17 protein-coding genes are annotated in these 24,592 nt (G+C 71.7%); 6 read left to right on the top strand and 11 right to left on the bottom strand.

All coding sequences use genetic code 11. The features are described 5' to 3' along the window. Nucleotides 1–99 precede the first annotated feature (99 nt). From L3Q67_RS39510 to L3Q67_RS39500, 3 genes are read right to left on the bottom strand one after another with little or no spacing between them, the layout of a single operon-like run. Nucleotides 100–657, bottom strand: a complete 558-nt coding sequence (locus tag L3Q67_RS39510; protein WP_499186518.1) for a DJ-1/PfpI family protein — start codon at nucleotides 655–657, stop codon at nucleotides 100–102. Between the two features lie 32 nt (nucleotides 658–689). Further along, entirely contained in the window at nucleotides 690–2,351 is a 1,662-nt protein-coding gene (locus L3Q67_RS39505; RefSeq protein WP_499186517.1) for a ThuA domain-containing protein, read from the bottom strand. Then, on the bottom strand, nucleotides 2,348–5,149 hold the full coding sequence (locus L3Q67_RS39500) for a PQQ-dependent sugar dehydrogenase (RefSeq protein WP_499186516.1): 2,802 nt from the start codon (nucleotides 5,147–5,149) through the stop codon (nucleotides 2,348–2,350). Before L3Q67_RS39500 ends, L3Q67_RS39505 begins: the two co-directional genes overlap by 4 nt. Nucleotides 5,150–5,446: 297 nt before the next feature. Here L3Q67_RS39500 and L3Q67_RS39495 point away from each other — a divergent pair, with 297 nt between their 5' ends. Then, nucleotides 5,447–6,172: a FadR/GntR family transcriptional regulator gene (locus L3Q67_RS39495; protein ID WP_499186515.1), complete on the top strand. Its 726-nt coding sequence runs from the start codon at nucleotides 5,447–5,449 to the stop codon at nucleotides 6,170–6,172. A 108-nt stretch (nucleotides 6,173–6,280) separates the two neighbouring features. On the opposite strand, the gene L3Q67_RS39490 is transcribed toward L3Q67_RS39495, so the two are convergent. After that, on the bottom strand, nucleotides 6,281–6,742 hold the full coding sequence (locus L3Q67_RS39490; protein ID WP_499186514.1) for a hypothetical protein: 462 nt from the start codon (nucleotides 6,740–6,742) through the stop codon (nucleotides 6,281–6,283). 319 nt (nucleotides 6,743–7,061) lie between these two features. Between L3Q67_RS39490 and L3Q67_RS39485 the strand changes: the two genes are divergently transcribed. Further along, on the top strand, nucleotides 7,062–8,576 hold the full coding sequence (locus L3Q67_RS39485; protein ID WP_499186513.1) for a carboxylesterase/lipase family protein: 1,515 nt from the start codon (nucleotides 7,062–7,064) through the stop codon (nucleotides 8,574–8,576). Here L3Q67_RS39485 and L3Q67_RS39480 read toward each other — a convergent pair. Further along, a complete protein-coding gene (locus L3Q67_RS39480) occupies nucleotides 8,548–10,848 on the bottom strand; it encodes an AfsR/SARP family transcriptional regulator (protein ID WP_499186512.1) in 2,301 nt (766 codons plus the stop codon). The genes L3Q67_RS39485 and L3Q67_RS39480 overlap by 29 nt on opposite strands. 304 nt (nucleotides 10,849–11,152) lie before the next feature. On the opposite strand from L3Q67_RS39480, the gene L3Q67_RS39475 reads away from it, so the two are divergent. Continuing rightward, on the top strand, nucleotides 11,153–12,649 hold the full coding sequence (locus L3Q67_RS39475; protein ID WP_499186511.1) for a CdaR family protein: 1,497 nt from the start codon (nucleotides 11,153–11,155) through the stop codon (nucleotides 12,647–12,649). An 8-nt stretch (nucleotides 12,650–12,657) separates the two neighbouring features. Here L3Q67_RS39475 and L3Q67_RS39470 read toward each other — a convergent pair whose 3' ends face one another. Then, nucleotides 12,658–13,605 (bottom strand): GlxA family transcriptional regulator, encoded by a 948-nt coding sequence (locus L3Q67_RS39470; RefSeq protein WP_499186510.1) that lies wholly within the window; start codon nucleotides 13,603–13,605, stop codon nucleotides 12,658–12,660. A gap of 121 nt (nucleotides 13,606–13,726) precedes the next feature. Between L3Q67_RS39470 and L3Q67_RS39465 the strand changes: the two genes are divergently transcribed. Beyond that, nucleotides 13,727–14,395: a type 1 glutamine amidotransferase family protein gene (locus L3Q67_RS39465; protein WP_499186509.1), complete on the top strand. Its 669-nt coding sequence runs from the start codon at nucleotides 13,727–13,729 to the stop codon at nucleotides 14,393–14,395. A 7-nt stretch (nucleotides 14,396–14,402) separates the two neighbouring features. Here L3Q67_RS39465 and L3Q67_RS39460 read toward each other — a convergent pair whose 3' ends face one another. Beyond that, the gene (locus L3Q67_RS39460; RefSeq protein WP_499186508.1) at nucleotides 14,403–16,721 is read right to left on the bottom strand and encodes a beta-L-arabinofuranosidase domain-containing protein; all 2,319 of its coding nucleotides are present in this window, start codon (nucleotides 16,719–16,721) and stop codon (nucleotides 14,403–14,405) included. A gap of 391 nt (nucleotides 16,722–17,112) precedes the next feature. Between L3Q67_RS39460 and L3Q67_RS39455 the strand changes: the two genes are divergently transcribed. Next, the gene (locus tag L3Q67_RS39455; RefSeq protein ID WP_499186507.1) at nucleotides 17,113–17,868 is read left to right on the top strand and encodes a class I SAM-dependent methyltransferase; all 756 of its coding nucleotides are present in this window, start codon (nucleotides 17,113–17,115) and stop codon (nucleotides 17,866–17,868) included. 54 nt (nucleotides 17,869–17,922) lie between these two features. Here the strand turns inward: L3Q67_RS39455 and L3Q67_RS39450 are convergent, their stop codons facing one another. Then, nucleotides 17,923–18,897 (bottom strand): ArsR/SmtB family transcription factor, encoded by a 975-nt coding sequence (locus L3Q67_RS39450; protein ID WP_499186506.1) that lies wholly within the window; start codon nucleotides 18,895–18,897, stop codon nucleotides 17,923–17,925. A 116-nt stretch (nucleotides 18,898–19,013) separates the two neighbouring features. On the opposite strand from L3Q67_RS39450, the gene L3Q67_RS39445 reads away from it, so the two are divergent. Then, nucleotides 19,014–19,322 (top strand): DUF6355 family natural product biosynthesis protein, encoded by a 309-nt coding sequence (locus L3Q67_RS39445; RefSeq protein WP_499186505.1) that lies wholly within the window; start codon nucleotides 19,014–19,016, stop codon nucleotides 19,320–19,322. Nucleotides 19,323–19,340: 18 nt separating this feature from the next. On the opposite strand, the gene L3Q67_RS39440 is transcribed toward L3Q67_RS39445, so the two are convergent. Genes L3Q67_RS39440 through L3Q67_RS39430 form a run of 3 tightly spaced genes read right to left on the bottom strand, consistent with a single transcriptional unit; the run spans nucleotide 19,341 to nucleotide 24,576 of the window. Beyond that, nucleotides 19,341–21,224 (bottom strand): YehQ family protein, encoded by a 1,884-nt coding sequence (locus L3Q67_RS39440; RefSeq protein ID WP_499186504.1) that lies wholly within the window; start codon nucleotides 21,222–21,224, stop codon nucleotides 19,341–19,343. Continuing rightward, nucleotides 21,221–22,324 carry a vWA domain-containing protein gene (locus L3Q67_RS39435; protein WP_499186503.1) on the bottom strand — a complete coding sequence of 368 codons (1,104 nt, stop codon included), beginning with the start codon at nucleotides 22,322–22,324 and terminating at the stop codon, nucleotides 21,221–21,223. The genes L3Q67_RS39440 and L3Q67_RS39435 overlap by 4 nt, the downstream gene beginning before the upstream one ends. Nucleotides 22,325–22,335: 11 nt before the next feature. After that, nucleotides 22,336–24,576 carry a DUF5682 family protein gene (locus tag L3Q67_RS39430; protein WP_499186502.1) on the bottom strand — a complete coding sequence of 747 codons (2,241 nt, stop codon included), beginning with the start codon at nucleotides 24,574–24,576 and terminating at the stop codon, nucleotides 22,336–22,338. Nucleotides 24,577–24,592 lie beyond the last annotated feature (16 nt).

Genomic DNA, 24,592 nt, shown 5'->3' with positions numbered 1-24,592 from the left:
GCCGGTTGTGCTCGTGGTGGCGGCTTCGGCGGATGGACACGAATGTGGCTTTGGGGGCGGAATCGGCCCCCAAAGCCACATTCGTGTTGCGTGCCGGCGCTATCCCGCCGACTTTTCCAGGATTTGCATGAAGGCCCGTGACCATTCGGGGAGGTCGGGCCAGCCTCGGCAGGAGACCATGGCGCCGTCCACGACGTCGGGGGCGTCGGCGAAGGTGCCGCCTGCCTGTTCCACGTCGGCTTTCAGGGGTGGGAAGGCCGCGGTGGTGCGGCCGCGCAGCAGGCCCAGTGCGGCGGGGACCTGGGCGCCGTGGCAGATGGTGCCGACGGGGAGGCCGCGGTCGAAGAAGTGCGTGACGATCCGGGCCACGTCCGGGTCGGTCCGGATGTACTCCGGCGCCCGCCCGCCGGGGATCACGACGGCGTCGTACTCCGCCGGGTCCACCTCGCTGAAGGCCAGGTCCACGGGCAGCTGGTGGCCGGGCTTCTCGGTGTAGGCGTCCCAGCCGGGCTCGAAGTCGTGCACGACCAGCTTCACCGGGCGGGTGGTGGGCGCGGCCACGATCGCCTCGTGCCCGCCCTCGCGCAGCCGGAAGACCGGGTACATCGAATCGAGTTCCTCGGCGGCGTCGCCGGTCAGGATCAGCACTCGGGCCATTGTTGCTCGCTCCTCGTCCGTTTCACTCGGGGTCAGGGCAGGGTCCAGCGTTGGTTGGTGCCGCCGTGGCACGTCCAGATGATGAGCTGGGTGCCGTCCGCGGTGCTACCGCCATTGGCGTCGAGGCACTTGCCGCCGGAGCGGAGGGTGCCGTCGGACTGCGCGGACCAGGTCTGCGCACCACCGCCGTTGCACGCCGACAACTGGACGGGGCTGCCATCGGTGCTGCCCGCGACGCTCAGGCACTTGCCCAGTGTGCGCCAGGTACCGCCATCCCGGGTCCATTGCTGGTTCGTGCCGCCGGTGCAGCTCCAGAGCTGGACCTTGGTGCCATCGGCCGAACTGCCGCCGCTGACGTCGGCGCACTTGCCGCCCGCGCCCACGATCGCACCGGCGCCGCTCGACTCCTTGATCCTGATGTTGCGGAAGGACACGTCGTCGCCGGTGCCGTGGTTCTGGATGCCGATGTGCCCGGAGGTCAGCGACCGGACCGGATCGGTGTTGGTGAAGTCGTTGATCCTGGTGCCGTTGAGGAACACCTGCGCGCGCTCGCCCTCCACCAGCACCTCGAAGGTGTTCCACTCGCCCGGCGGGTTGAGCGCGGCGTCGCGGGCGGCGAGGTCCGGTGCCTGGAAGCCGTAGATCGCGCCGGTGGCCCGGTCCGGCGAGTCCGTCGCGTCGATCTGGATCTCGTGCCCCTGGCCGAGTGAGGCGTTCGGATCGGAGCCGGGCGGGAAGCCGATGACCACACCGGAGTTGTCGTCACCGGCCACCCGCCAGTCCAGTTTCAGCGAATACGCGCGGAACTCCTTGGTGCTGTACCAGAGCATGCCCAGCCCGCCGGACGAGGACAGCGTGCCGTCGACGTTGGTGAAGCCACCAGGGCCGGACTGGGACCAGCCCGTGGTAGAGCCGTTGTACAGGGTGGTGTAGCCGTTCTCCGGGCGGCAGTCCGCCTTGGTCCGGCCTGCCGCGTACCGGATGCCGCCGAGCACCAGCGACCGGAAACCCGCCTCGGCGTAGCTCGACTGGGTGTGCCCGGCGCCGGTGTAGAACGAACGTCCACTCTGGACGGTCTTGCACCAGGTGTGCGGGTGGTCGGCGCCCATCTTGCCGCCGGAGTACGTCGATTCGTCCAAAGTGGCCAGTACGCGGGCGGTCGGCCGGACGGTGGACCGGAAGTCGTACCACTCGTCGGTGCGCACCCACGCCGGGCCGAGGTGCTGGGTGGCCTGGTGCGCCCGGTTCTCCACCCGGACGGTGGCCTGCTGGATGGCCGGGTGCGAGGCGAAGTAGGTACCGGCCAGTTCGCCGTAGAACGGCCAGTCGTACTCGGTGTCGGCGGCCGCGTGGATGCCGACGTACCCGCCACCGCCCCGGATGTAGGACTCGAACGCGCTCTGCTGGCCCGAGTTCAGCACGTCCCCGGTGGTGTTGAGGAACACCACGGTTTCGTACTGGGCCAGGTTGGCGGTGGTGAACCGCGCCGAATCCTCGGTGGTGGTCACGGTGAAGCTGTTGGCCGCGCCCAGGTCCCGGATCAGCTGCTGCCCGGCGGGGATGGAGTCGTGCCGGAAGCCGGTGGTCTTGGAGAACACCAGCACGTCGTACGGTGCGTCGGCCGCCCCGGCCGGTGGGGCGGGGCTGAACGCCAGGACGGCGAGTGCGGCGACGGCCGCGCGGCAGTACTTCATCGCCTTACCTCCGGGGTCAGCGTCCACTTCTGGTTGGCGGCACCGGTGCAGTCCCAGGTGATCAGGGGGGTGCCGTCGGCGGTACCGGCGCCGGAGGCGTCCAGGCACCGGGTGCCGGTGCGGAGGGTGCCGTCCGGTTGCGTGGACCAGTTCTGCGCGGCGGAGCCGGTGCAGGCCCACAACTGCACTTGCGTGCTGTCGGTCGCCGTCAGGCATTTGCCGAGCGCACGCAGCGTGCTCCCGTTGGCCGTCCACTGCTGGTTCACGCCGCCGTTGCAGGTCCACAGCTGGACCTTCGTGCCGTCGGCGGAGCTGCCGCCGTTGACGTCGGCGCACTTGCCGCCGACTCCGGTGAGCCGCGAGGCGCCACCACCGGCCGGGGCACCGAAGGAGAAGGCGTCCACATCGAACAGGAAGCCGCTGCCGCCGGAGAAGGTCAGGTACAGCGTGGTGGTCCCGGCCGGGACCCCGGTCAGTGCGGTGGAGACCTCGCTGAAGGTGTCCCAGCCGCCGGTCACCGGGACCGCGGCCGAGCCGAGCACCGGGCCGGTCGGCGAGCCGGTCCGCACGGACAGCGTGCCGCCGGACCCGCCGGACGAAACCCGCGCGGTGAACTGGGTTTCCCCGCCGAACGCGTAGGGCTGGAAGGCGATCCAGTCGCCGTTGTGGATGTCGCCGACGGTCCGGCCACCCTCGGCGGCGGCCTTGTCGAACAGCCCCGTGCCCGACTGGGTGGCGCGGTGTTCGGCCTGGCGGTGCCGGGGTTGCAGGGTGTGCTGCGTGTGCGTGGTCAGCGACGGCTGGCCGTTGGCGCCGGAATCGGTGTACTCGGCGTCGAACACCGCGAACAGGTTCGCCGCCGTGTCGTGCTCGCCGTCCGCCGGGATCGGCAGCGTTCCCGAGCACCCGGTGCGCGAGGTGATCTCGTGGCCGTGGTCGTCGTGGCCCAGGATGTAGGTCAGCTTGACCCGCGTGCAGTCGATCGTGCCGTCCTCGGGGTCGGACGCGGTGATCGTGTACGGGACGGCGTCGCCGAAGCCGAACAGGGTGCCGTTGGGCGGGGTGTTCAGGATGACCGTGGGCGCGGTGTTGCCGACCGTGATGATCACGTTGGCGGTGGCGGTGCGGCCACCCGCGTCGGTCACCGTGAGGGTGGCGGTGCGCTGGCCGTTGCCGGTGTAGGTGTGGCTCGGGTTGGCCGCGGAGGACGTGCTGCCGTCACCGAAGTTCCACCGGTAGGTGAGCGCGCCGCCTTCGGGGTCCGAGGAGCCCGCGGACGAGAAGTTGACCGTGAGCGGCGCGAGGCCGGACGTGCGGTTGGCGCCCGCTCGCGCGGTCGGGGCCTGGTTGCCCGCCGGGTTGTATTCGATGCGGTAGAGCGCGGAGTCGGCGTTGCCGCTGCCCCAGCCGGTGCCGTAGTCGAGCACGTACAGGGCGCCGTCCGGGCCGAAGGCGGTGTCCATCACCTGGGTGCCCTTCCAGGGGAAGTCGTTGATCTGCCCCGCCGACCCGTCGGCGTTGACGTCGATCACCTTCAGCCACCGCCTGCCGAACTCGGCGGCGAAGACGTGCCCGTCCAGCGCGGCCGGGAACTTGACCGACGACGGGTTCGCCGCGTCGTAGCGGTACACCGAACCGCCCATGGGCGACTCGGACCCGCAGCCGAACGCCGCGAACGAGCAGTTGTCGTAGTTGATCCACGCCGGGCGCGCGGCGGGCAGGGTGGTCAGCCCGGTGTTGCGGGGTGAGTTGTTGACCGGTGCGGCGCAGGTGAACCGGTTCCCGGACGGGCCGCTCGGGAAGGTGTAGTCCACATAGGTCTCCGCGGTGGTGTTCTTGCCGGTGCAGTAGGGCCAGCCGTAGTTGCCCGCCGAGGTGATCCGGTTGAACTCCACCTGTCCCGCGGGGCCGCGGCCGTTGCTCGCCGTCCCCGCGTCCGGGCCGTAGTCGCCGAGGTAGATCGCGCCGGTCGCCTTGTCCACGCCGAAGCGGAACGGGTTGCGAAGGCCCATCGCGTAGATTTCCGGCCGCGTCCCGGCGGTGCCGGGTGCGAACAGGTTGCCGGACGGGATCGAGTACGACCCGTTGGCGTTCACCTTGATGCGCAGCACCTTGCCACGCAGGTCGTTGGTGTTGGCGGCGCTGCGCTGGGCGTCGTAGGCCGGATTGCGGTTGGCACGCTCGTCGATCGGGGTGTACCCGTCCGAGGCGAACGGGTTCGAGTCGTCGCCGGTGGACAGATAGAGGTTGCCCGCCGCGTCGAAGTCGATGTCCCCGCCGACGTGGCAGCACATGCCCCGGGTGGTCGGCACGTCGAGCACGGTCACCTGGCTGGCGGTGTTCAGCGTGAAGTCGGCGTTGAGGGTGAAGCGGGACAACCGGTTGACCCCGTTCCACGCGGAGAAGTCCGTCCCGTTCTCCGGGGCGTCACCGCCCGGGGTGGACAACGGTGGCGCGTAGAACAGGTAGACGAACCGGTTCCCGGGGAAGCCCGGGTCCACCCCGACGCCCTGCAGGCCCTCCTCGTCGTGCGAGTAGACCGGCAGCGTGCCGACCACGCTGGTGACCCCGTCGGCGGTGGTGCGGCGCAGCACGCCGCCGCGCGCGGTGTGCAGCACCGAGCGGTCCGGCAGCACGGCCAGCGACATCGGCTCGCCCACCTCCGCGACGCCCCTGGCCAGTTCGACCTGCTGGAAGTCGGCCGGGTTCACCGCGTGCGCCGAAGCCGGGGCGGGCGCGCCGACCACCGGCAGGACCAGGCAGGCCGCGATGAGCGTGGCCGCTGCGAACAATCTCATCGGTACTCCGGTCTCGGTCGGGGATGAGTGGGAGCGCTCCCATGGACGGCGGACGGCTCCCCGCGGTGGACAAGATCCAGGTGTGGGCGGCTGCTGGTGCCGGGAGCATGTGTACTGCTCATCTTCGGGGAGCGGTTTCGCCGGAAGACTCACCATAGCCTGCTCGGTGCTCAGGCAGTCAAGGCCCAACCGGGGAATGAATCGTACTCATCCGCCGCGTTCTCCTGGATCCTCCGGCGTCGCGGGAGGAGCCGGCCGTACGCTTCCGGGGTGACCCGCGATGAAGGAAACCAGGCCGTGACCGCGACCGAGGACGCGTACCGGCCCGGCTACGAGCTGGTGGCCGAGCGGATCCTGCGCCTGATCGCCGAGTCGGAACTGCGGCCGGGGGATCGGATGCCGACCGAGAACGAGCTGGCCGCCCGGCTGGGCACCAGCCGGAGCATGGTGCGCGAGGCGGTGAAGATCCTGTCGGCCATCGGGCGCGTGCGGGCCCAGAAGGGGCGTGGCCTCTACGTCGCCGATGACGAAGGCATGCTCGGTTCGTCGCGCTGGGGCGGGTTCTTCCTGCCGACCGACCTCGACCACGTCTACATGCTGTTCGAATTCCGGCGGGTCCAGGAAACCGCGGCCAGCCGCCTCGCCGCGACGCACGCCACGCCCGCCGAACTGCGGACGATCGCGGCAGCGGCCGAAACCTGCCGGCAGGGCCACGTGACCGGCGAGGCGGCCCTGTTCGACCGCGGCGACGAAGAATTCCACCTCGCGATCGCGGCCGCCTCGCACAACCAGTTCCTGGTCGCCGCGGTGCGCGAGGCCCGCCGTCTGCAACACCAGTCCAACATCATCGGCATGCACGGCGCGGTCGGCGGGCACGCGCGGGAAGCCATCCAGGAACACGCCGCGATCCTGCGGGCGATCAAGGATGGCGACCCGGACACCGCCGCCCAGGCGACGGCCACCCACCTGGACAACACCCTCGAGGACTACCGGCACGAAATCCAGCGCCGCCTCTTCGGCTGATCCCGCTGATCGGGATCGCGGCTTCCGCCGGTGGCCACGGAGATCGCCTGCCGGAAAGTGCCGTAGCACCGCGAGTCCCGGGTTTCGATGTCGTCTCGCCGGACTCAGTCATCCGTGCGGTGGTGCCCAAGCCCAGCCTGCTTGCCGCAGCGCGTCCGCACGGCGACGGACGGCGGCGGAGCGCGCGGCTGATTCGGCGTTGTGCCAGTAGCGGCTTGAGGCCGTCGTCTGGGTGTCGTGCTTGCGGTACAGGAGGCTCGGCTCAGCGATGAACCACCCCTTCGAGACGGCTTCGGCAGCGAGCAGCAGACCGTCCGTTTCGGCGCCGGTGAGGGCGGGCCAGCCACCCACCGCCCACACGAGATCGGTGTGCGCGGCGAATGTCACCGCCTGCACGGAAAGGCGTTGCCGACCGTGCTCACGGTAGAAGCGCCCCCTCTCCACCGGCCCGTCCTCCGGGTCGTACGGTCCTGGTTTCGTTGTCCCGTCGGGGAGCAGGTCGAGGCAGGCGGAGGTGCACCAGGCGACTCGCTCCAGTGCGCTGATGTCCCGCTGGAGGGCGCCGGGCAACAGGGTGTCGTCCGCGTCGAGCGTGCGGATCAGCGGGGAGCGTGGCCAGTGGTTCGCCGGTGTCTCCGTCCTCCTGGAGGCACCATTGCCAGTCCCAATCCGAGGGAAGTTCCTGCTTGACCAGTGACTCGTAGGCGTCTCGAAGGTAGCGGGAGCCTCCACTGTGGACGGCCGTGATGATGCTGATCACCGACATGCTGCATGGCCTCCCCGGCGGCGTCCCGTCCAGTCTGATCCCGGCCATCGGTAAATGACTGGCCCCGCCCTGGGGTGGCGAGGAGGATCCCTCGCGTTCAGCCCACTCAGAGAGGAAGTCGTGATGACCGGCCTTTCCCAGCTTGAGGTGCGTGCGGCGGCAGGGATCGTACGTGGCAGCCGGGAGGCGGGCGTGGTGGTCTTCCGCGGCATCCCGTTCGCCGAGCCGCCGGTCGGCGCGCTGCGGTTCGCCGCCCCGCGGCCGGTCCGAGGCTGGGACGGGGTGCGGGAAGCCGTGGCGTACGGCCCGCCGCCCCCGCAGGCCGGTGCGTTCGGCATGGACGCGCTGTCGCAGGACACGACGAGTGGTGACTGGCTGACGGTCAACGTCTTCTCACCGGATCCCGGCCGGGGCGCGGGGCTGCCCGTTATGGTGTGGATCCAGGGCGGTGCCTACGCGATCGGTATGTCGGGCCTCCCGGAGTACGACGGCGGCCGCCTCGCGCGGGACGGCGGCGTCGTGGTGGTGACGTTCAACTACCGCGTGGGCATCGAGGGCTTCGCGCAGCTCGAAGGCGCGCCCGCCAACCGCGGGCTGCTCGACCAGGTCGCCGCCCTGGAATGGGTGCGCGACAACATCCGGGCCTTCGGCGGCGACCCCGGCCGGGTCACGGTCTTCGGCCAGTCGGCGGGCGGCGGTTCGGTCGCCGCTCTGCTGGCGATGCCGCGTGCGGCGGGGCTCTTCCGCCGGGCCGTCGCGCAGAGCGTGCCAGGCACCTTCTTCTCCCCGGCACTCGCCGCCGACATCGCCACCGCCTGCGCCGCCGAACTGGGACTGCGGCCCACGGTCGCCGAGCTGTCCACAGTGGATCCGGCTCGGCTGCCCGCCGCCGGGAACGCGGTCACCGCCAAGATCGGCCGGTGGTCGGAGCGCTGGGGGCAGGCCGCGCACCGAACGATCCCGTTCTCACCCGTCGTCGACGGTGAGGTCCTGCCGGTCACCCCGTGGCAGGCCTTGGCCGACGGTGCCGCCAGGGACATCGACCTGCTCGTCGGCCACACCCGCGACGAACAGCGGCTGTTCACCGCCCTGGACGGCCTGCTCGGACAGGTGACAGCCGAGCAGGCGGCAACAGCCCTCGAAGCCCTCGCCCCGGACGGCGCCCGCCGCTACCGCGACAGTTTCCCGGATGCGGGCCCGGACGAACTGTACGAGTTGGTCAACTCGGACTGGTTGTTCCGCATGCCCACGCTCCACCTGGCCCAAGCGCAAATCGCGGCCGGTGGGCGTGCCCACGTCTACGAGCTGACCTGGCCCGCCCCGGGCATGGGTGGTGTCCTCGGCGCCTGCCACGGCCTCGATGTGCCGCTGGTGTTCGGCAACCTGGGCAGCGGCCAGCCCGCCATGCTGATCGGCGACGACGCCCTCACCGAAGCAGAAGCGCTGTCCACCCACATGCGCGCCGCCTGGACCACCTTCGCCACCCACGGCGACCCCGGCTGGCCCGCCTACGACGAGCACCAACGCCTGACGCACCTCTTCGACACCCGATCGACCGTCGTCGCCTACCCCGAAGACACCTCACGGCTGATCTGGCAGGACCAGACCTTCACCAGCCTGCCGCTGAACGACCGATAGCGGACCCGGAGTTGCGATTTCTGCCAGTCTGAGAAGGGTCAATGAGGGGTGTCGCTGCTTGCAACGACCGATCCCCGAGCTTTTCGTAGAGCTTGATCGCCTGTTCGAGTTGGTCGACGGCTTCCGAGATGAGCCCGACTCGGAAAAGGGCTCCGGCGAGTACCCGGTGCGTGTCGGCCTGGGCGGGCAGGTCGCCGAGTTGCCGGCAGGCGTGCAGCGCGTGGGTGTGCAGGCTGATCGCGTCGTCGTGGTACTTACCGGAACTGAGGTAGCGCCAAATGGTCTGCGACATCGCGACGACGTATTCGGCGTCGGCGTGCTGGGTGACGGCGAGGAGGTTGGCGCGCTCGTCGTTCAGCCAGCTGAACGCGGAATCGTAGCTGTCGAACACCGGCACCGCGGTCGCGGGCGAGGCGAATTCGTTCGGGGCCATGGTGTTCATCGCCGCGGCGGCGGCAGCGAGGTAGTAGCCACGCAGCCCGGCCAGCGCGTCAGCGCGCTCGTCCGGGTGGTCGGTGGCTTCGGCGAGTTCGGCGGCGTAGGCACGCAGCAGGTCGTGCGGCTCGTACCGGCGAGCGTGGGTTCGGTCGACCAGGTGGGCGCGGACCAGCACGTCCAGCGCCCGGCCGGTGTCCCGCAACCCGGCTCGGGTCATCGCGGCGGCCGCGTGGGCATCGATGTCCTGCCCGGGGTGCACCCCGAGGAGCCGGAAGACCCGGGCCACGGCGGGTTCGAGCCGGCAATAGGACCAGGAGAACACCGCACGCACCGCCGTGTGCGGATCTCCGTCGACATCGAGCAGGTCCAAGGCGTGCTGCCGCTCGATGAGCTCGTCACCGAGTTCGCAGACGGCCCTGTCCGGCTGTGACCGCATCTGCTCGGCGGCGATGCGCAGCGCCAGCGGCAAGCGGGCGCACCGTTCGACCAGTATGCCGACAGCCGCGAGCTGGGCGTCGGCACGGGAACCGAGCACCCCGCGGACCAGGGAGACCGCGTCGGCGGGCGGCAGCCGGTGCAGCCTGATCCGGTGCGCGCCGTCGCGGGCGACCAGGCCGGTCAGCGATTCGCGGCTGGTCACCACGGTGAAGCAGGAGGGGGCTCCCGGCAGCAGCGGCCGTACCTGCTCGGCGGTGCGCGCGTTGTCGAGCAGGAGCAGCATCCTCCGTCCGTCCACCAAGGACCGGAAGCGGGCCGCGCGCTCGGCGAGAGCTTCGGGGATGGCCGCGCTTTCGACGCCGAGCGCGCGCAGGATGCCGGCGAGCGCGTCCGAAGGGGAGACGAGGGTGTCGGGCCCGTAGCCGCGCAGGTCGACGTAGAGCTCCCCGCCGGGGAACCTGTCCCGCGCCCGGTGCGCCCATCGCACGGCCAGTGCGGTTTTGCCCACCCCGGCCGTGCCGGTCACCACCGAGATCGTCACCGGCACCTCGTCCGGCACGAGACCGTCCAGCTCGTTCAGCTCCTCCTGCCTGCCGACGAAGCCGTGCACGTCGGCCGGGAGCCGGCCGGGTACCTCCCGGAATCCGGGCCGTGCGGGAGGGACGCCGTCCAGCACCCTGCGGTGCAGTTCGCGCAACTCGTAGCCGGGCTCGAGTCCGAGTTCGCCCACGAGCGTGTGCCGGGCCCGCCGGTAGACGTCGAGTGCTTCGGCTCGGCGGCCCGCGTGGTACAGCGCGGTCATCAGCAGTAGGTGCGCTCGTTCTCGAAGCGGGTGCCCGGCCAGGAAGTCGGTGAGTTCGCCGAGGATCGCTTCGTGCAGGCCCGCGTTCAGCTGGGCTTGGTAGAGCGCTTCCGTCGCGGTGAGCCGTTGTTCGAGGAGCCGACGGCTCCAGTCGGTCAGCGGCCTCGCCTCCAGGTCCGCGAACGGAGTACCGCGCCACAGTGCCAGTGCGGCACGCAGTGAGCCGATGGCCTGCTGCGGCTCGTGGCTCACTGCCGCCAATCCGGTGCCGAGCAGTGCGTCGAACCGACCGGCGTCCACCTCGTCCGCTGTCGCACGCAGCTCGTAGCCGACCGCGTTGAACGAAAGCCGGTCGGGATCGTCGAGCACACCGCGCAACCGGTGCACGTGCACCTGGAGTTTCCGCACGGTTCGTGGATCACGGCTGCCTTCCCACAGCGCGTCGGTCAGCGTGTCCACCGTCACGAGCTGGTTGGACCGGGCGAGCAGCGTGCCGAGCAGCGTCCGCTGCATCCGGCCGGACACCACGCTGACACGATCGCCGACACGGACTTCCACCGGCCCCAGCACCCGGAACTCCGTACGACCCTCCACCGCGTGGTCCATCGCCCCGGCTTCCCGCCTCTTCTGTCGTCGGGTCCACCGCGGCCCTCACGTCCGGCTTCACGGTGTCCGGCACGGTCAGCCTGACGGTCATCGTTCCCCTTTTCGCCGTAGCGTCCGGTAGAGCGTGTGCCAGTCACCCCTCGCGGGCCGGTCACCCACAACCGGGAACGCTAGACTGCGAAAGCGAGCCGCCCCAGTGTCGGTGTGCACAGTGCAGCAGGCATCCGGTCACTTTCCGCTGCGCCAGCCCGGTTGTGCCGTCCGACCCAGGGGCACTGAGGAGCTGCCCGGGATGTCGAGCGAGCCCATGCCGACGAACACGAGCCGTCATCACGACCAACTGCGACTGCTGTGCCAGCAGGCGACCGGCCCGGACGGCGTGCGGCGCGTGCTGGAGCTGCTGGCCCAGTGGTGCACCGGAGAGGTCGTGCTCGCGGGTCCGCACGAAGGACAGGCGGTCGCGGTTCCGCCGGACGCCGGAAGACTTCTCGGCATGGTCGGCGAAGACATCTCCCGAGTGCGCGCCGGGCACGCAGGTGCCGCTGCCGTACACGCGGACGGGCAGCACATCGCGGTCTTGCCGGTGGGCTCACCACCTGAGCGGCCGGTGCTGGTCGTCGCGTCCCGGACCCCGCTGACCTCGGAACACCGGAGTCTGCTCGCCGCCGCGGTCGATCCGCTCTGGCTGTGCTGGCGCACGGCGATCGCCGAGGGGCGGGCCGAACGCCTCGACACCGCCGACGCGGCGATGCGCGAAGCGGTGCTGCACCTGCTCATGGTCGGGCACCTGTCCGGTGCCCGCCGGACCGCGGCGGTCCTCCGGCCACCGCTGCCCGATCTCGCCCGGGTCTACGTGATCGCGGGCACCCCGGACTCCCGCGGCCGGCTTTCCCCGCGGTGTCGCGACCTGTTCGGCGAAGCCGCCTGGGTGGTGCCGTGCCCGGTCTACAGTGGACACATCATCGTGCTCGCCCCGGCCGAACCCGGTGGTGAAGACGAAAGCCGCGCCACTTCGGCACCACCAAGCCTGATCCAGGAACTGACCGAGACGGTTCCCCAAGCCCGGATGGGCATCGGGCTGCGGGTGGCACTGCGGGACATCCCGGTCGGGTACAAACAGGCGTTCCACGCGTTGTCGGTCGCCCGCCACCGGCCGGAGCGGTACGCCCGGTTCTCGCCGAGCAGCGAACTGGGCGAACTACTGGGCCACGCCGGGCAGGCATGGGCGGCGAGCACGCTCGCGCCGCTGATGGCCTACCGGCCCGCTCGTTCCCAGGACCCCGACGCCTTCGAACTCCTGGCCACGCTGCTGTCGTGGCTCGACTTCGGCGCCAAAGCGGCAGCGCAACTGAAGATCCACCGCAACACGCTGTCCTCGCGCCTGCGGCGCATCGGCGCCGAGCTGCGCCGCGATCTCACCCGGTTCAGCACCCAAGCCGAGCTCCACCTGGCGTTGCAGCTCATCGACGAGCGGCCGCACCCCGCCGCGGCGACCGAAGCGATCGAAATCAGCACCCTGCTGGACCGTCCGGAAATCCGGCGCTGGGCCGAGGTCCGGCTGGCCCCGCTGGTCGCCGCCAACCGGCGGACGCTGCTGACCACCGTGCGAACCTGGTTCCAGCACGACCTGCGCACGGCCCCCGCCGCCATCGCCTTGGGGATCTCCGAGCACGGCCTGCGCAAACGCCTCGCGCGGGCCGAAGAACTCCTCGGCCGGGCACTGCTGGCGGGCCCGTCGGCCCGATACGACCTGTACCACGCGCTCCACGTGCCGAGGAAGCCGCGATGAGTACGGGGTCATCGGGATGAGCGCCGGAAGGTTTTCCGGTACGCGCCCGGGTTGACCCCCACGGTCTGGGTGAACTGGGCGCGGAAGTTGCTCGGCGACGGGAAGCCGACCTGCGCCGCGATGCGGTCGACGGTGTGATCGGTGATTTCGAGGAGTTCCTGCGCGTGCCGCACGCGGACGCCGGTGAGCCACTGGATCGGGCTCTGCCCGGTTTCCGCGTGGAAGCGCCGGGCGAGGGTGCGGCTGCTCATACCGGCCGCGGCCGCGATGTCCGCGAGGGTCAGCGGGCGGTGGGCGTTCTCCTCGATCCAGGTCAGCGCTTTCTCCAGCGTCGCGGTCTGGTAGGTGGGGCGGTTGCGGAGGATGTACTGGCCCTGCCCGCCGGTGCGCTGGAGGGGTGCGACGGCCAGGCGGGCCGCGTCCGCGGCGACCGCGACGCCGTAGTCGCGTTCGACGATGTGCAGGCACATGTCGAGACCGGCCGACGCGCCCGCCGACGTCAGGATCTGCCCGTTGTCGGTGAACAACGCGTCCGCGTCGACGTGGACGGCCGGGTGGCGGCGGGCGAGTTCGTCGGTGGCGAGCCAGTGCGTGGTCGCCCGCTGCCCGTCGAGCAGACCGGCCTCGGCGAGGATCAACGCGCCGACGCAGATCGACGCCACCCGCGTGCCCCTGGCCACCGCCGCCCGCAGTGCTTCCCCGACCGCGGGCGGCGTCGGCCGGGCCGGGTCGTTGCGACCGGGGACGACGACCAGGTCCGCCCGGTCCACTTCGTCCAGCCCGGCACCGACGCCGATCCGCACCGCACCGGCGTCGACCACCGGCTCCGGGCCGGCCACGACGATCCGGTACCCCGGGCGCCCGTCCGGCAGCCGGACGCGGCCGAGCGTTTCGATCGGAGTGGCCAGATCGAACACGATCACGTCGTCGAGTGCGAGCACCACAACCGTGTACATGCCCCGAAAGTACCCTCAGGGCCGTGTGGCGAGATACAGGCGCCTTGTGTCTTGATAGCCAATGGTCGGCGGCGTCGGAAGTGCGCAGGATGGTCGGTGACCACCGGCGAAAGGATCACCCATGTCCCACCCGCGAGCCCAGTTCGTGCTCTTCGACGGCTTCGACCCGCTCGACGTCGTCGCGCCGTACGAGGTCCTGTCCGCCGGGCGCGAGTTCCTCGGCGGAGCGCTCGACGTCGAGCTCGTGTCCGCCGAGGGGCCTCGGGACGTCGTCTCCGGCACTCCCGGCATCACGCTCACCGCGACCGCCGCCCTGGACCCGGCCGTTCCCGGTTACGTCGTGGTGCCCGGTGCGTCCGGCCCGTCCCACGGCGATCCGGACGAGGTCGACACCATTCCCGTGCTGCTCTCGCGATTCGCGGCCGGTGCCGCGGCCCCATTGCTGCGCGCGTGCCTGGACAACGCCGCCGTCACGGTCGCGACGGTCTGCGGCGGGTCGCTCGGGCTGGCCATGGCCGGGTTGCTGGCGGGCCGCACGGTGACCACGCACGTCCTCGCCATCGACGACCTCGCGGCCACCGGCGTCACCACCGTTCGAGCCCGCGTCGTCGACGACGGCGACCTCGTCACGGCCGGCGGCGTCACCTCCGGTCTCGACCTCGCGCTCTACCTGCTGGAACGCGACTTCGGGCCGCGGATCGCGCACGCCGTCGAGGAACTGTTCGAGTACGAGCGCCGGGGCACCACCTGGAAGAACAGCGGACTCGCCGTCGCGACGGGAGCCGCGTGAGCAACCGCTAGGTGCCAGAGATGCGCCACCGGTTGTCGGCGGTTCCGTTGTCGGGCTCCTGGACCGCGAAAGCGCCCGCGCCGGTGGAGTTGTTCTCGATGCCGAGCAGCTTGCCGCTGTTCGCGTTGCGGATCTTGTACGTTCCGTCGCCCTGGTCGAGCAGCGTCCACCGGTGATCGGCGGTGCCGTTGTCCGCCCACTGCAGGACGTGCGCGTTGTCCGCGGTGGACATGTCCCGCACGCCGAGGACCTTGCCGCTGTGGGCGTTGCGGAAGCGGACCGCGTTCCCGTCGGCGACGATCTCCCAGTTGTGGTCCGCCGTGCCCGAGTCGTGCCACTGCAGCGCACGGCCACCGTCGGCCGTGGACATGTCCTGGATGCCCAGCACCAGGCCGCTGCCCACGTTGACGAGGCGGGAGGTGCCACCGCCCTGGCCGCCGGTGTTCCAGTAGACGTTGTAGTTGTGGCCGTGGGCGTCGTGGAAGGGGCCGAGGTTGACGGTGGAGCCGTTCGCGGTGGCGGTGAAGGCGAGCGAGCTTGCGCCGGTCTTGGTGATCGAAGCGGTGTTCAGGACCGGCGGGGAGCTGAGCGAGGCGTTGCCGTAGTTCCCGGACAGCACCGCCGGGCCGTAGGTGATCGCGGCCAGGTTCGGGTTGTCGTTGGCCTGCCTCATGATGATCCGCATCGGCAGGCGCACGGTGACCGTGTCGCCGGAGGTCCACGAGCGCGTCAAGGTGGCGTAACTGCCCGGTGTGGTGGCGATGTCCTGGACCGTGCCGTTGACGCTGATGGTGGCCCCGGTGGTCCAGCCGGGGATGCGGACGCGCATCGGCCACGTCCCGCCGACGTTGCCGGTGACCTGGAGGTCCGTGGTGTCGCCGACCGGGTACGACGTGGTCTGCGTGACCGTGATCCCGCGCTGGGACCAGGTGAGCACCGACGGCAGGAACAGGTTCACGATCAGCGTGGTGCCGCTGGAGAAGTAGACGGAGTCCATCAGCGCGGTGTGCATCTCCAGGCCGGTGCCCTGGCAGCACCAGAAGGAGTCGTAGTCGGTGCTCCACGTGCCGCCGCCCCACGCCGGGCCCACGCCGCGGCGGCCGCCAGGGTTGAGTGAGGTGAAGTAGGTGACGTGCCCGTGGGGATCGGCCGGGTTCTGCTGGCCGATCATCTGGTTCAGCCACGCCCGCTCGTAGTAGTCGAACAGCTGGGCCCGGGTGGGGTCGAGCGCGAACAGTTCGCGGGTGAGCTTGAGCATGTTGAAGGTGTTGCAGCTTTCGCAGGTGTCCTTGGTGAGGTAGCCGGCGATGGCGTGGGGTGGCCGGAAGTGCTCGGCCTGGCTGTTGCCGCCGATGACGTAGGTGTGCGCGTTCACGCAGGTGTTCCAGGCGTTGGCGGCGATGTCGCGGTAGCGGGTGGTGCCGGTGGCCTTGTACTCCCGCGCGGCGCCGATCCACTTGGGCACCTGGGTGTTGGCGTGCAGTCCGTTGAGCTGGTCCTGGTTGGCCGCGAGCGGGGTGAACACCGCGGCGTGGTCGAACCGCTGGGCGGCGGTGAGCCAGCGGGTGTCGCCGGTCTGCTGGTACAGGTCGGCCAGCACGGCGTTCATGCCGCCGAACTCCGTCTGCAGCATGGTCTGCATCTGCTGGCCGGTCAGCCTGCCGGTGCGCCAGTCGACCCACCCCGCCAGCCGCAGCAGCACGTCGCGCGCCTGCGTGCTCTCCATGAGGCGCCACACGTCGAGCAGACCGGCCATGGTCTTGTGGATGCAGTAGTACGGCACGTTGCCGTTGGTCAGCGTCCGCGCCTCCAGCGCGCTGAAGTCGGACTCGGGGAAGCCGGAGAGGTACCCGGTGTTGAACCCGGCGGCGCCGTTGTTGGCCTGGCACTTGGCCAGCTCCGCCACCAGGTGGGCGGCCTTGTCGCGGCAGACGGTGTCCCCGGTGACGGCGTAGACCTGCGCCCAGGCGGAGAGGAAGTGCCCCTGCATGTGGGTGCGGAAGGGGAAGGACGGCGCGTCCCAGCCACCGTTGGCCGCGGCACCGTTGGTGGAGAGCCGGTGGTTGGCCCGGAAGTTGTACAGCAACCGGTTGACATCGACGAACCGCAGGTAGTTCACGGTGCGGTTCTGGTTGTCGAGCCACCGGCTCGCGGTCAGCCGCACCTCGCCGAGCTGAAAGGGGTGCGCGGACACCCCGAGGTCCGGCCGGACCGGGGTGATCGCCGCGTGGGCCTGCGAGCCGCCGAACTGGTATCCCGCGGCGGACGCGACCGCCGCGGCTCCGGTGACCTGCAGGAGCCGCCGCCGGTTGAACGAGGAAGACATCCCGCACCCCTTCGGTGTCACGAACAGCTTCGTACCGGCGCTCGGTCCACAATGGACGTACACCGGCCGCCTTCGTCGGAAGCCTGCCACAGCGGGCAGTGTTGGCGCTAACATGACAACCCGTTTGCCGACTTGTCCGCCACACCCGTACCGCTGGAACGCCGTCACGCTTGCCCCATCCGGCCGATCCCGCCCGGCCCGCGACCCCCGGGTGACCCGGAAAACTGTTCGCCGATCCGGTGTGGCACTGCTAGCGTCGGAGGTCCGCGAACGTGGAGGAAGCCATGGCTGCCCGGAACTTCTCACCGGGCCACCACCGTGAGGTCGTCTGAGGCCTCCGGGCGCCCGGTGTCATCGCCCCAGAAGCCGATGCACCGCGAGGAGCTTTCTCATGTCCGGAATACCTTCGTCCACCTGGTACGTGGACTTCTTCACCGAACTGCCCAACGAGTTCTGGCGGCGTGCCGTGCCGCCGGAGGTCACCGTCGAAGAGATCGACTTCGTCGAGGAACGTCTCGGTCTCGGGCCGCGCTCGCGGGTACTGGACGTGCCGTGCGGTAGCGGGCGGCACAGCCTGGAACTCGCCCGGCGCGGGCACCGGGTGACCGGTGTCGACTTGTCCGCCGAAGCGATCGGGCACGCCCGGCGCGATGCCGCCGGTCTGGATATCGAGTTCGTCCACGCCGACATGCGGGAAATCCCGCGGGACGCCGGGTTCGACGCCGTGTTGTGCCTCGGCAACAGCTTCGGCTACCTCGAACTCGACGGCCTGCGTGAGTTCGCCGCCGCGCTGGGCGGGGCTCTCCGGCCCGGCGGAGGTCTGGTCGTGGACTTCGGCTCGGCGGCCGAGTCGATCCTGCCCGGATACCGGGCCGAGCCGCGGACCATGCGGACCGGCGACATCACCGTCCTCGCGAGCAGCGAGTACGACGTCGCCGGAAGCCGGATGTTCAGCCGCTACCGGTTCACCCGCGGCGAAGAGGAGGTCGACGTGACCGCGATCCACCACGTGTACACGGTGGCGCAGATCGTCGACCTGCTGTCCGGCAACGGGTTCACCGACGTCAAGCTGTTCGGCGGCCCGGACGGCGAACCCTACGGTATCGGCAGCGGGCGGCTTCTGCTCACCGCGCGCCGAGTGTCCTGAGTGGACGCTGCGGGCGGGCACCCGCCCGCAGCGCTCCCCGAAGTCGCTGGCAGGCTATCCGGACAGCAGGGCGTGTGCTTGCGCGGTGCGCTGGTAGAGCACGAAACGACCGTGGCGGTTCTTCGTGACGAGGCCGATCCGATGCATGGCGCTGAGGTGGTAGGAGACCGTGCCGGGGGCGTAGCCGAGCTTCCGGGCGAGATCGGTGGTGGAGCGGGCGTCCTCCAGTTCGGTGAGCAGCCGCGCCCGCGCGTCGCCGATGACCGCGGAGAGGCCGCTTCCGGATCTTCGCGTGCCCGCGCCGACCCGCCGGGCGGGGAGGTAGAGGACCGCTTCGTCCGGGCTGTCCACCTGGACGAGCAACTCCGGCCAGTTGAGCACGCCCGATACCAGGACGAGGTCACGGCCGGTGATGTCGATTTCGCCGGTACAGGGCTTGTCGAGCGTGATGACCTCCCCGGACCACGCGATGCCGGGATGCGCGGTGTTGAGCGTGCGTCCCAGGCCGTTCGAGGCCAGGGAACCCGCCCGGTCGGCGATGTCCTGGTCGATGACCGTGTTCAGGACCGGCCAGGCATCAGCGAGGGCCTCGCGGAAGAAGCGCTGGAGCCCCGCGGCGAGTCGTCGCTGCAGCCGCCCGGAGTCGGCGGCCCGCTGGATCGCGACGGGTGCCGCACGGCCCCAATGCGCCGGGATGCTGGTGGTCATCTGGAAGGCGAGATCGTCCCCTTCGGTGGATTCGATGGCGGCCAGTTGTTCGTCGAACAGTTCGCCCCAGCCAGTGCCGCCGCCGGGCTGTGGCGTCAGCAGATCGGGCATGTAGGTCATTCCCCGGGGCGGAACCAGGCAGGCGAGCAGCGCGACGTCGGGGTGGGCGAGCGCCGCGCGCGCCGCGGGACCGGGGTCACCGAACACGGGGTGCCGGTGTCCGGACGCCGTGGTCTTCAGCCAGGTGGTCGCCTCGATCGCCGGTGAAAAGGAGAACCGGATCCGGCTCATGGTGTCCGCGTCCACGCGCAAGGTGATCATCGCCAGCGGATTTTACCGTCGGAACGCCGGATTCGAGCCGATTCGAATTGTTTCCCGCTTCCGTCCGGCTTCGGTTCACTGGGCCGGGCAACACCCGTGGAGAGAAGGAGATCCTGATGACAGCGATGACGCAGATCGGCCGGAAGGTCGCCGGAGCCGTGCTGACGCTCGCGGCCACCGCGACCACGCTGCTCGTGGCGGCGCCCGCGTCCCAGGCCGCCGTGTGCGGGTTCTGGGAGAACCACGCCGGCGCCTACTACGAGCACTGCAACGCCCCGAAGGCGATCCTCATCCGCGTGGACCGGGCGGGCGGTGGGGTGGAGAACGACTACTGCCGGCTGGTGACCAAGACTCGGACGTACCTGGGTACACCCGCGCAGATCGACCACGCCTACTACATCAGCTCGGGAATCTGCCCGGTCTGAAGGTAGTGCACCCCGGCCTCAGTGCAGCTCGTTCGCCGTGAGCAGGCGGATTTCGGCGCGCAGCCAGGCGGCGGGGTCCGCCGGGGCGGTGCCCCAGGCCCGGACGGCATCGGCACAGCGGGTCAGGCCCGTGCGGGTCAGGGCGGCGGCGACCGGGGTGGCCCTGGCCGGGAAGGTGGGCGGCAGGCGGGTCAGGCCGCGGTGCGCGGCTTCGGCGAGCAGGGTCAGCGCGCCCTCGATCGCGGCGGCCAGCGGGCCCGGCTGGACCGGGCCTTCGGCAGGGGGGACGGCGCCGGTCGGGGCCACCAGGTCGGGCACGACCACGCCGTCCGCGGTGCGCACGGCGAAGGGTTCGACGACCAGCCCGCCGCCCGCCCGCCGGATGGCGCCGCACACCTCGACCGGGTTCCCGGCCAGTGCCTCGGCCAGCGCGTCGAGAGCGCCGGGCGCGGCGGTGCGGTGGGCGAGGCTGACCGTCGCCTCCGCGCCGCCGGAGTCCACGACGACCGCGTCGAGGCGCTGGGCGCCCGCGAGGTAGCGAACCTGCCGGACTCCGGCCACCGGCACCACCCGGACCAGTTCGGCCGCGACTCTCGGCCGGACCACCCTCGGTGGCAGGCCGGTCAGCTGGGCCAGCGCTTCGGTGACCGACGGACGCAACGCGGGCGGCAGTCCGGCCCACGACTCGCCCACCGGGCTGACCGTCGTGCGGGCCAGCCTGCCCGCGCCGAACCGCACCACCCGGCCCGCGCTGCGGACCGCCGCCTCGCTGACCACGTTGCCCGCGGCGAGCGCCGCCAGCGTGGTGCCCGCGAGCCTGCGAGAGCCGATCGGCCCGGTGCCCGGAGTCCAGCGGTGCCGCACCGCCAGCACCGTTTCCGTCCCGGGATGGGCGAGGAAGACCTCCGCGGTGTCACTGCCGTCCTCGTGACCCACGCGGCACCCCAGCGCCACCAGGCGGACCTGCCGCAGCGGTGTCTCCGCGGGCTCGTCGGTGCCCAGCACCCGCGCCGGTGCCCGCGCACCCGAGTGGTGACGGGCGTGGAGTTCCGCGATCAGCTCCGCGACCCGCGCCGGTTCGTGCCGGGCGGATCGCGTGCCGTAGGCGGTCAGCTGCTCGACCAGCTCCGCCAGCGCCGCGGCGGGCCAGCGCAGATTCGCCCGCTCGCACGCCGCCTGCTCGCGGCGCAGCGCGGCGACCAGCACCTCGTCGGCCGACACGACCCCGGTGCGCAGAAGCTCACCGGCGGCCGCCGCGACACCGGCCATCGCCACGGCCGCGCCCGCGGGCCGGTCCGCGCTGCGCGCGAGTTCGACGGTCACATCGGGATCCGCGGGCGCCTGTGCGTCCGCCTGCCGGAACGCCCACACGGCGACCACGACGAGTACGTCCCTGGCTTCCGCGCGGGCGTCGCAGTCGACGAAACCCAGTTCGCCGGGGACCAGGAAGCGCACGGTGGCCGACGGGGTCTCCACGGTCATGGCCTGCCTGCGCACCCGCGTGGTGAGCCCGCCGCTGACCGCGCGCCGGGCCGCGGTCAGCGTGCGGGCGCCGAACTGGGCGGTCAGCTCCTCGTCGGTCACCGACCCCGGCCACCCCGCCGGCACCTCGGCGGCCGGTGCCGCGGGGGCGGCGGCGTGGTCGCGCTGGTAGGCGAGCACGGCGCCGACGCGGTGCCGACACACCCCCGGCGCGCCGCACGTGCAGCTCGCCGAGTCCAGGCCCTGGCCGGGTGGCAGCACCACCCGGGTGCCGTCGGCGAACACCGCTTCGACCGTGCCGTCCTCGGCCGAGGTGACCGGAGGAACGCCGTCGAGCTCACGGGTCGCGCGTTTGAGAAGGCCCCGGTTCGCGAGGGTGACGAGCGCGTCGGTGGTCAGCGCGAGCAGATCCACCCTCACCGGCCGATCCTCTCCGCCACGAATTCGGCGAGCTGGCCCGGGGTCATCGCGCCCACGTGCGCGCCCGCGTCGGCCAGCCGCTGGCCGAGCGCCCGGTCGTAGTCGGGGTTCGCGTCCTCGTCGAGGGCGGCGAGGCACAGCACGTGCGTGCCCTGCCCGGCCAGCCCGCGCACGGTGCGCACCAGCGCACCCTCGTCGCCGCCCTCGTAGAAGTCGGACACGATCGCGACGATCGCCCGCCGCGGCGCGTCCACCAGGCCGGCGCCGTAGCTGACCGCGCGCGCGATGTCCGTGCCGCCGCCGAGCTGCACCTTCATCAGCAGCTCCACCGGGTCGGTCACCTCCGAGGTCAGGTCGACGACGTTCGTGTCGAACGCGACGAGGTGGGTGCGCAGGCCGGGCACGCCCCACAGGCAGGCGGCGGTCACCGCGGCGTGGATCACCGAGCTCACCATCGAACCGGACTGGTCCACCAGCAGCACCAGCTGCCACGGCTGGGTGTGCCGCCGCCCGCGCGAAGTGAACCGGGGTTTCTCGATCAGCAGGCGCTTCGAGCCGGGCTGGTAGTGCGCGAGGTTGGCCCGCACGGTGCCCCGGAAGTCGAAGTCGCGTGCCTGCCGGAAGTTGCTCGGCCTGCGCAGCCGCGTGCCGGTCAGGCCGCGCTTCACCTCGGTCGCCATCCGTGCCATCAGTTCGCGGACCACCTCGGCCACGATGCGCCGCGCCAGCGCGAGCACTTCGGGGTTCATCAGGTGCTTGGTGCGCAGCACGGCCCGCAGCAGCGCCGGGTTCGGCTCGACCCGCGCCAGCACTTCCGGGTCGGTGACGATCTCGTGGATGTCGTAGCGCTCGACCGCGTCGCGCTCCAGCCGCTCGACGGTCTCCCGGGGGAACAGGCGGTGCACGTGGTCGAGCCAGTCGACCGGCGTGAGGTTCGAGTCCCCGCTCCCGCCGCCGCGCACCCCGCGCTCGGCCAGTTCCGGGTCGCGGCCGTACAGCCACGCCAGCGCGGCGTCCATGGCCGCGGCCTCGCCGTCGAGCCCGGTCATGCCCGCCGCCGGTGCGCCGAGCACCAACCGCCAGCGCTCCAGGTCGCCCATCGGTCCGTCGTTCACAGGTCCGCCAGTCCCGCCCTCGTGAGCATCTCGTCGATCGCCTCCTCGATGGCCGCGCCCCCGGCCACCAGCACCGGGTCGGCCCGCACCCGCAACAGCCCCCGCCCGGAGCCCTCGCCGCCGTGACGCGCCACGAGCGCGGTCGCGAACCGCTCCCGTTCGGCGGGCGGGAAGAACTCGAACGCCTGCCGCAGCGCGGGTAGTGCGACCAGGAACTCGTGCGCGGTCAGCGCGCTCACGAGTTCGTCGAGCACCGAGGTGAGCCCGCCGTCGTCGAGCACCTCCTCCCGCGCCACCGCGAACAGACCGGCGAGCCAGTCACCGAGCACCGCGGGCGCACGGGGCACGGCGTCGCTCGGGGTCACCGCCGCGCCCAGCGCCCAGCACAGGCCGAGCCCGGCACCGCGCAGGTCCGGCGGGACGTCCCGGTTCGCGACGAGCCTGCCGCCGACCCCGATCGCGCTCTCCGCGTCGAGGCCGAGCGCGGCGCCGCCGTCGCGGACCGCGTCCCGGACCGCCGCGAGCGCACGCAACCGAGCCGGTTCGGCGGGGACGTCGCCGCCGCGGATGCCCTCGGCCAGCCACAGCGCCCGCGTGGTCGCGGTGGTGACCACCGTGCCCAGCAGCGCGCTGCCCGCGGTGCCGAGCAGCCGGTCGTGGCGCCACAGCCCGAGCGCGACCCGCAGCGCGGCGCCGAGCGGACCCAGTTCCCGCGCCGACGCCACCCCGGCCGCGACCCGGGTGGTCAGGTCACCGGCGAGGTCGGCGAGGCCACACAGCGCCGCGTCGTAGAGCAGCCCCGCGAGCGAACCCACCTCGTTCCGGCGATCGGCCCGACCGGCGAGCGTAGTGGCGGCGGCGTCGGCCAGGGTGCCGCCACGGGCCGCCGCCTCGATCAGCGCGGGCTCGCGCTGATCGGAGAGGGTGAGCTGCCAGCGTTCGGCAGCCGTCGCGTCTCCGCTCGCCGGCGGGCCCGACTTCCGTTCCACGCCGGGGACCCGGAGCACGCGCAGCCGGTGCAGGACGCGGCTGCGCCGCAGATCGGTCGAGTCCGTGAGGTCGAGCCGGACGTCCCGGCTGCCGTCGAGGTCCAGCGCGGCCAGCTCCGCGGCGACCGCGCCGACCAGCGGCGGCGCCGGGGTGTCCGGGTGCAGGCGGCCGGTGCGGTCGCCGGTGAGCGCGGCGACCATCTCCACCACCACCGGGTGCGCGCCGGGCTGCAGCGGACCGCGGGCCGACCACGGCAGCGGCTGCTCCAGCGCGTCCGACACGAGCGCGCTCGCCAGCCCGTCCAGCACGTCGGTGCGGGCCGGGTGCGGGTGCCCTCGCAGCGTCGCGAGGCCCTCGGCCAGAGCCCTGGCCGAGATCAAGTCGGCGGTGGACACCGGTTGCCTGCGCGCCCGCAGCCGCGTCACCACGTCGGCCACCAGCCCGGACGCCGCCTCCCGCGGCCCGGACTCCCAGAGTCGCTGGTAGTAGCCGGGGGAGGGCATGCCGGAGGCGTAGCCGGTGAACGCGTCGAGCCTGCGGTTCGAGTACGGCACCAGGTAGCTGCCGGTTTCGGTGCCCTCCGGCACGTCCGGGACGGTCGGCCAGTCCGGGGTGGCGTCCGCGTCGGCGAGTCTGGCCACCAGCGCCGGGCGGTGGAACCCGCCGACCACCACCACGACCGGGCCGTCGTCCCGTGCGGCCGCCGCGGCGACCCACCGCGCCATGTACTCCTCGCGGGCGGTGTCCTCCGCCCCCGCGTCCGCCTCGCCGCGCACGAGGTCGAAGTACGCGTTGAGCCGCTCCGCCAGCCCGTCGTACGGGTGCGCCTCGACCAGGTGGTCCCACAGCACGTCGACGTTGTCCACCGACAGCGCGCGGCACAGCCGTTCCGTGGCGTCGGCGTAGCGGCGTTCCGCATCGGCGTAGACGTTCTCCGTGTCGGCCGCCCGCCAGCCGGGCAGGTCGATGAACCGAACCTGCGCGCCCGCGGCCCGGCCCTCGGTGAGCGCGATCCACTCGGGGGAGTAGTCGCAGAACGGGGCCCACGACAGCCGGGTGCGGGCGGCGTCGCGCACGTAGCTGAAGATCGCGAGCGGCGGGGTGTGCCCGAGCAGCAGTTCACCGATGCGGCCGGTGAAGTCGGCCGGTCCCTCGATCAGCACGTGCGCGGGCCGGTGCGCGGCGATCGTCTCGCGCACCAGCCGCGCGCACGCCGGGCTGTGGTGGCGGACCCCGACTATGTGCACGGCGCCCCTGGGTACC

Origin of the sequence: Saccharothrix sp. AJ9571, assembly GCF_021725495.1 — a bacterium.
Taxonomy (GTDB): domain Bacteria; phylum Actinomycetota; class Actinomycetes; order Mycobacteriales; family Pseudonocardiaceae; genus Amycolatopsis; species Amycolatopsis magusensis.
Note: the sequence above shows the minus strand (reverse complement) of the source record. Positions and strands in the feature narration are given on the sequence as shown.

Bases quoted from the DNA above. Each gene is read 5' to 3' on its own strand.
- L3Q67_RS39510 (WP_499186518.1), bottom strand. From the start codon at position 657: ATGGCCCGAGTGCTGATCCTGACCGGCGACGCCGCCGAGGAACTCGAT.
- L3Q67_RS39445 (WP_499186505.1), top strand. From the start codon at position 19,014: ATGACAGCGATGACGCAGATCGGCCGGAAGGTCGCCGGAGCCGTGCTG.
- L3Q67_RS39450 (WP_499186506.1), bottom strand. From the start codon at position 18,897: ATGATCACCTTGCGCGTGGACGCGGACACCATGAGCCGGATCCGGTTC.
- L3Q67_RS39460 (WP_499186508.1), bottom strand. From the start codon at position 16,721: ATGTCTTCCTCGTTCAACCGGCGGCGGCTCCTGCAGGTCACCGGAGCC.
- L3Q67_RS39470 (WP_499186510.1), bottom strand. From the start codon at position 13,605: ATGTACACGGTTGTGGTGCTCGCACTCGACGACGTGATCGTGTTCGAT.
- L3Q67_RS39485 (WP_499186513.1), top strand. From the start codon at position 7,062: ATGACCGGCCTTTCCCAGCTTGAGGTGCGTGCGGCGGCAGGGATCGTA.
- L3Q67_RS39435 (WP_499186503.1), bottom strand. From the start codon at position 22,324: ATGGGCGACCTGGAGCGCTGGCGGTTGGTGCTCGGCGCACCGGCGGCG.
- L3Q67_RS39505 (WP_499186517.1), bottom strand. From the start codon at position 2,351: ATGAAGTACTGCCGCGCGGCCGTCGCCGCACTCGCCGTCCTGGCGTTC.
- L3Q67_RS39455 (WP_499186507.1), top strand. From the start codon at position 17,113: ATGTCCGGAATACCTTCGTCCACCTGGTACGTGGACTTCTTCACCGAA.
- L3Q67_RS39500 (WP_499186516.1), bottom strand. From the start codon at position 5,149: ATGAGATTGTTCGCAGCGGCCACGCTCATCGCGGCCTGCCTGGTCCTG.
- L3Q67_RS39465 (WP_499186509.1), top strand. From the start codon at position 13,727: ATGTCCCACCCGCGAGCCCAGTTCGTGCTCTTCGACGGCTTCGACCCG.
- L3Q67_RS39475 (WP_499186511.1), top strand. From the start codon at position 11,153: ATGTCGAGCGAGCCCATGCCGACGAACACGAGCCGTCATCACGACCAA.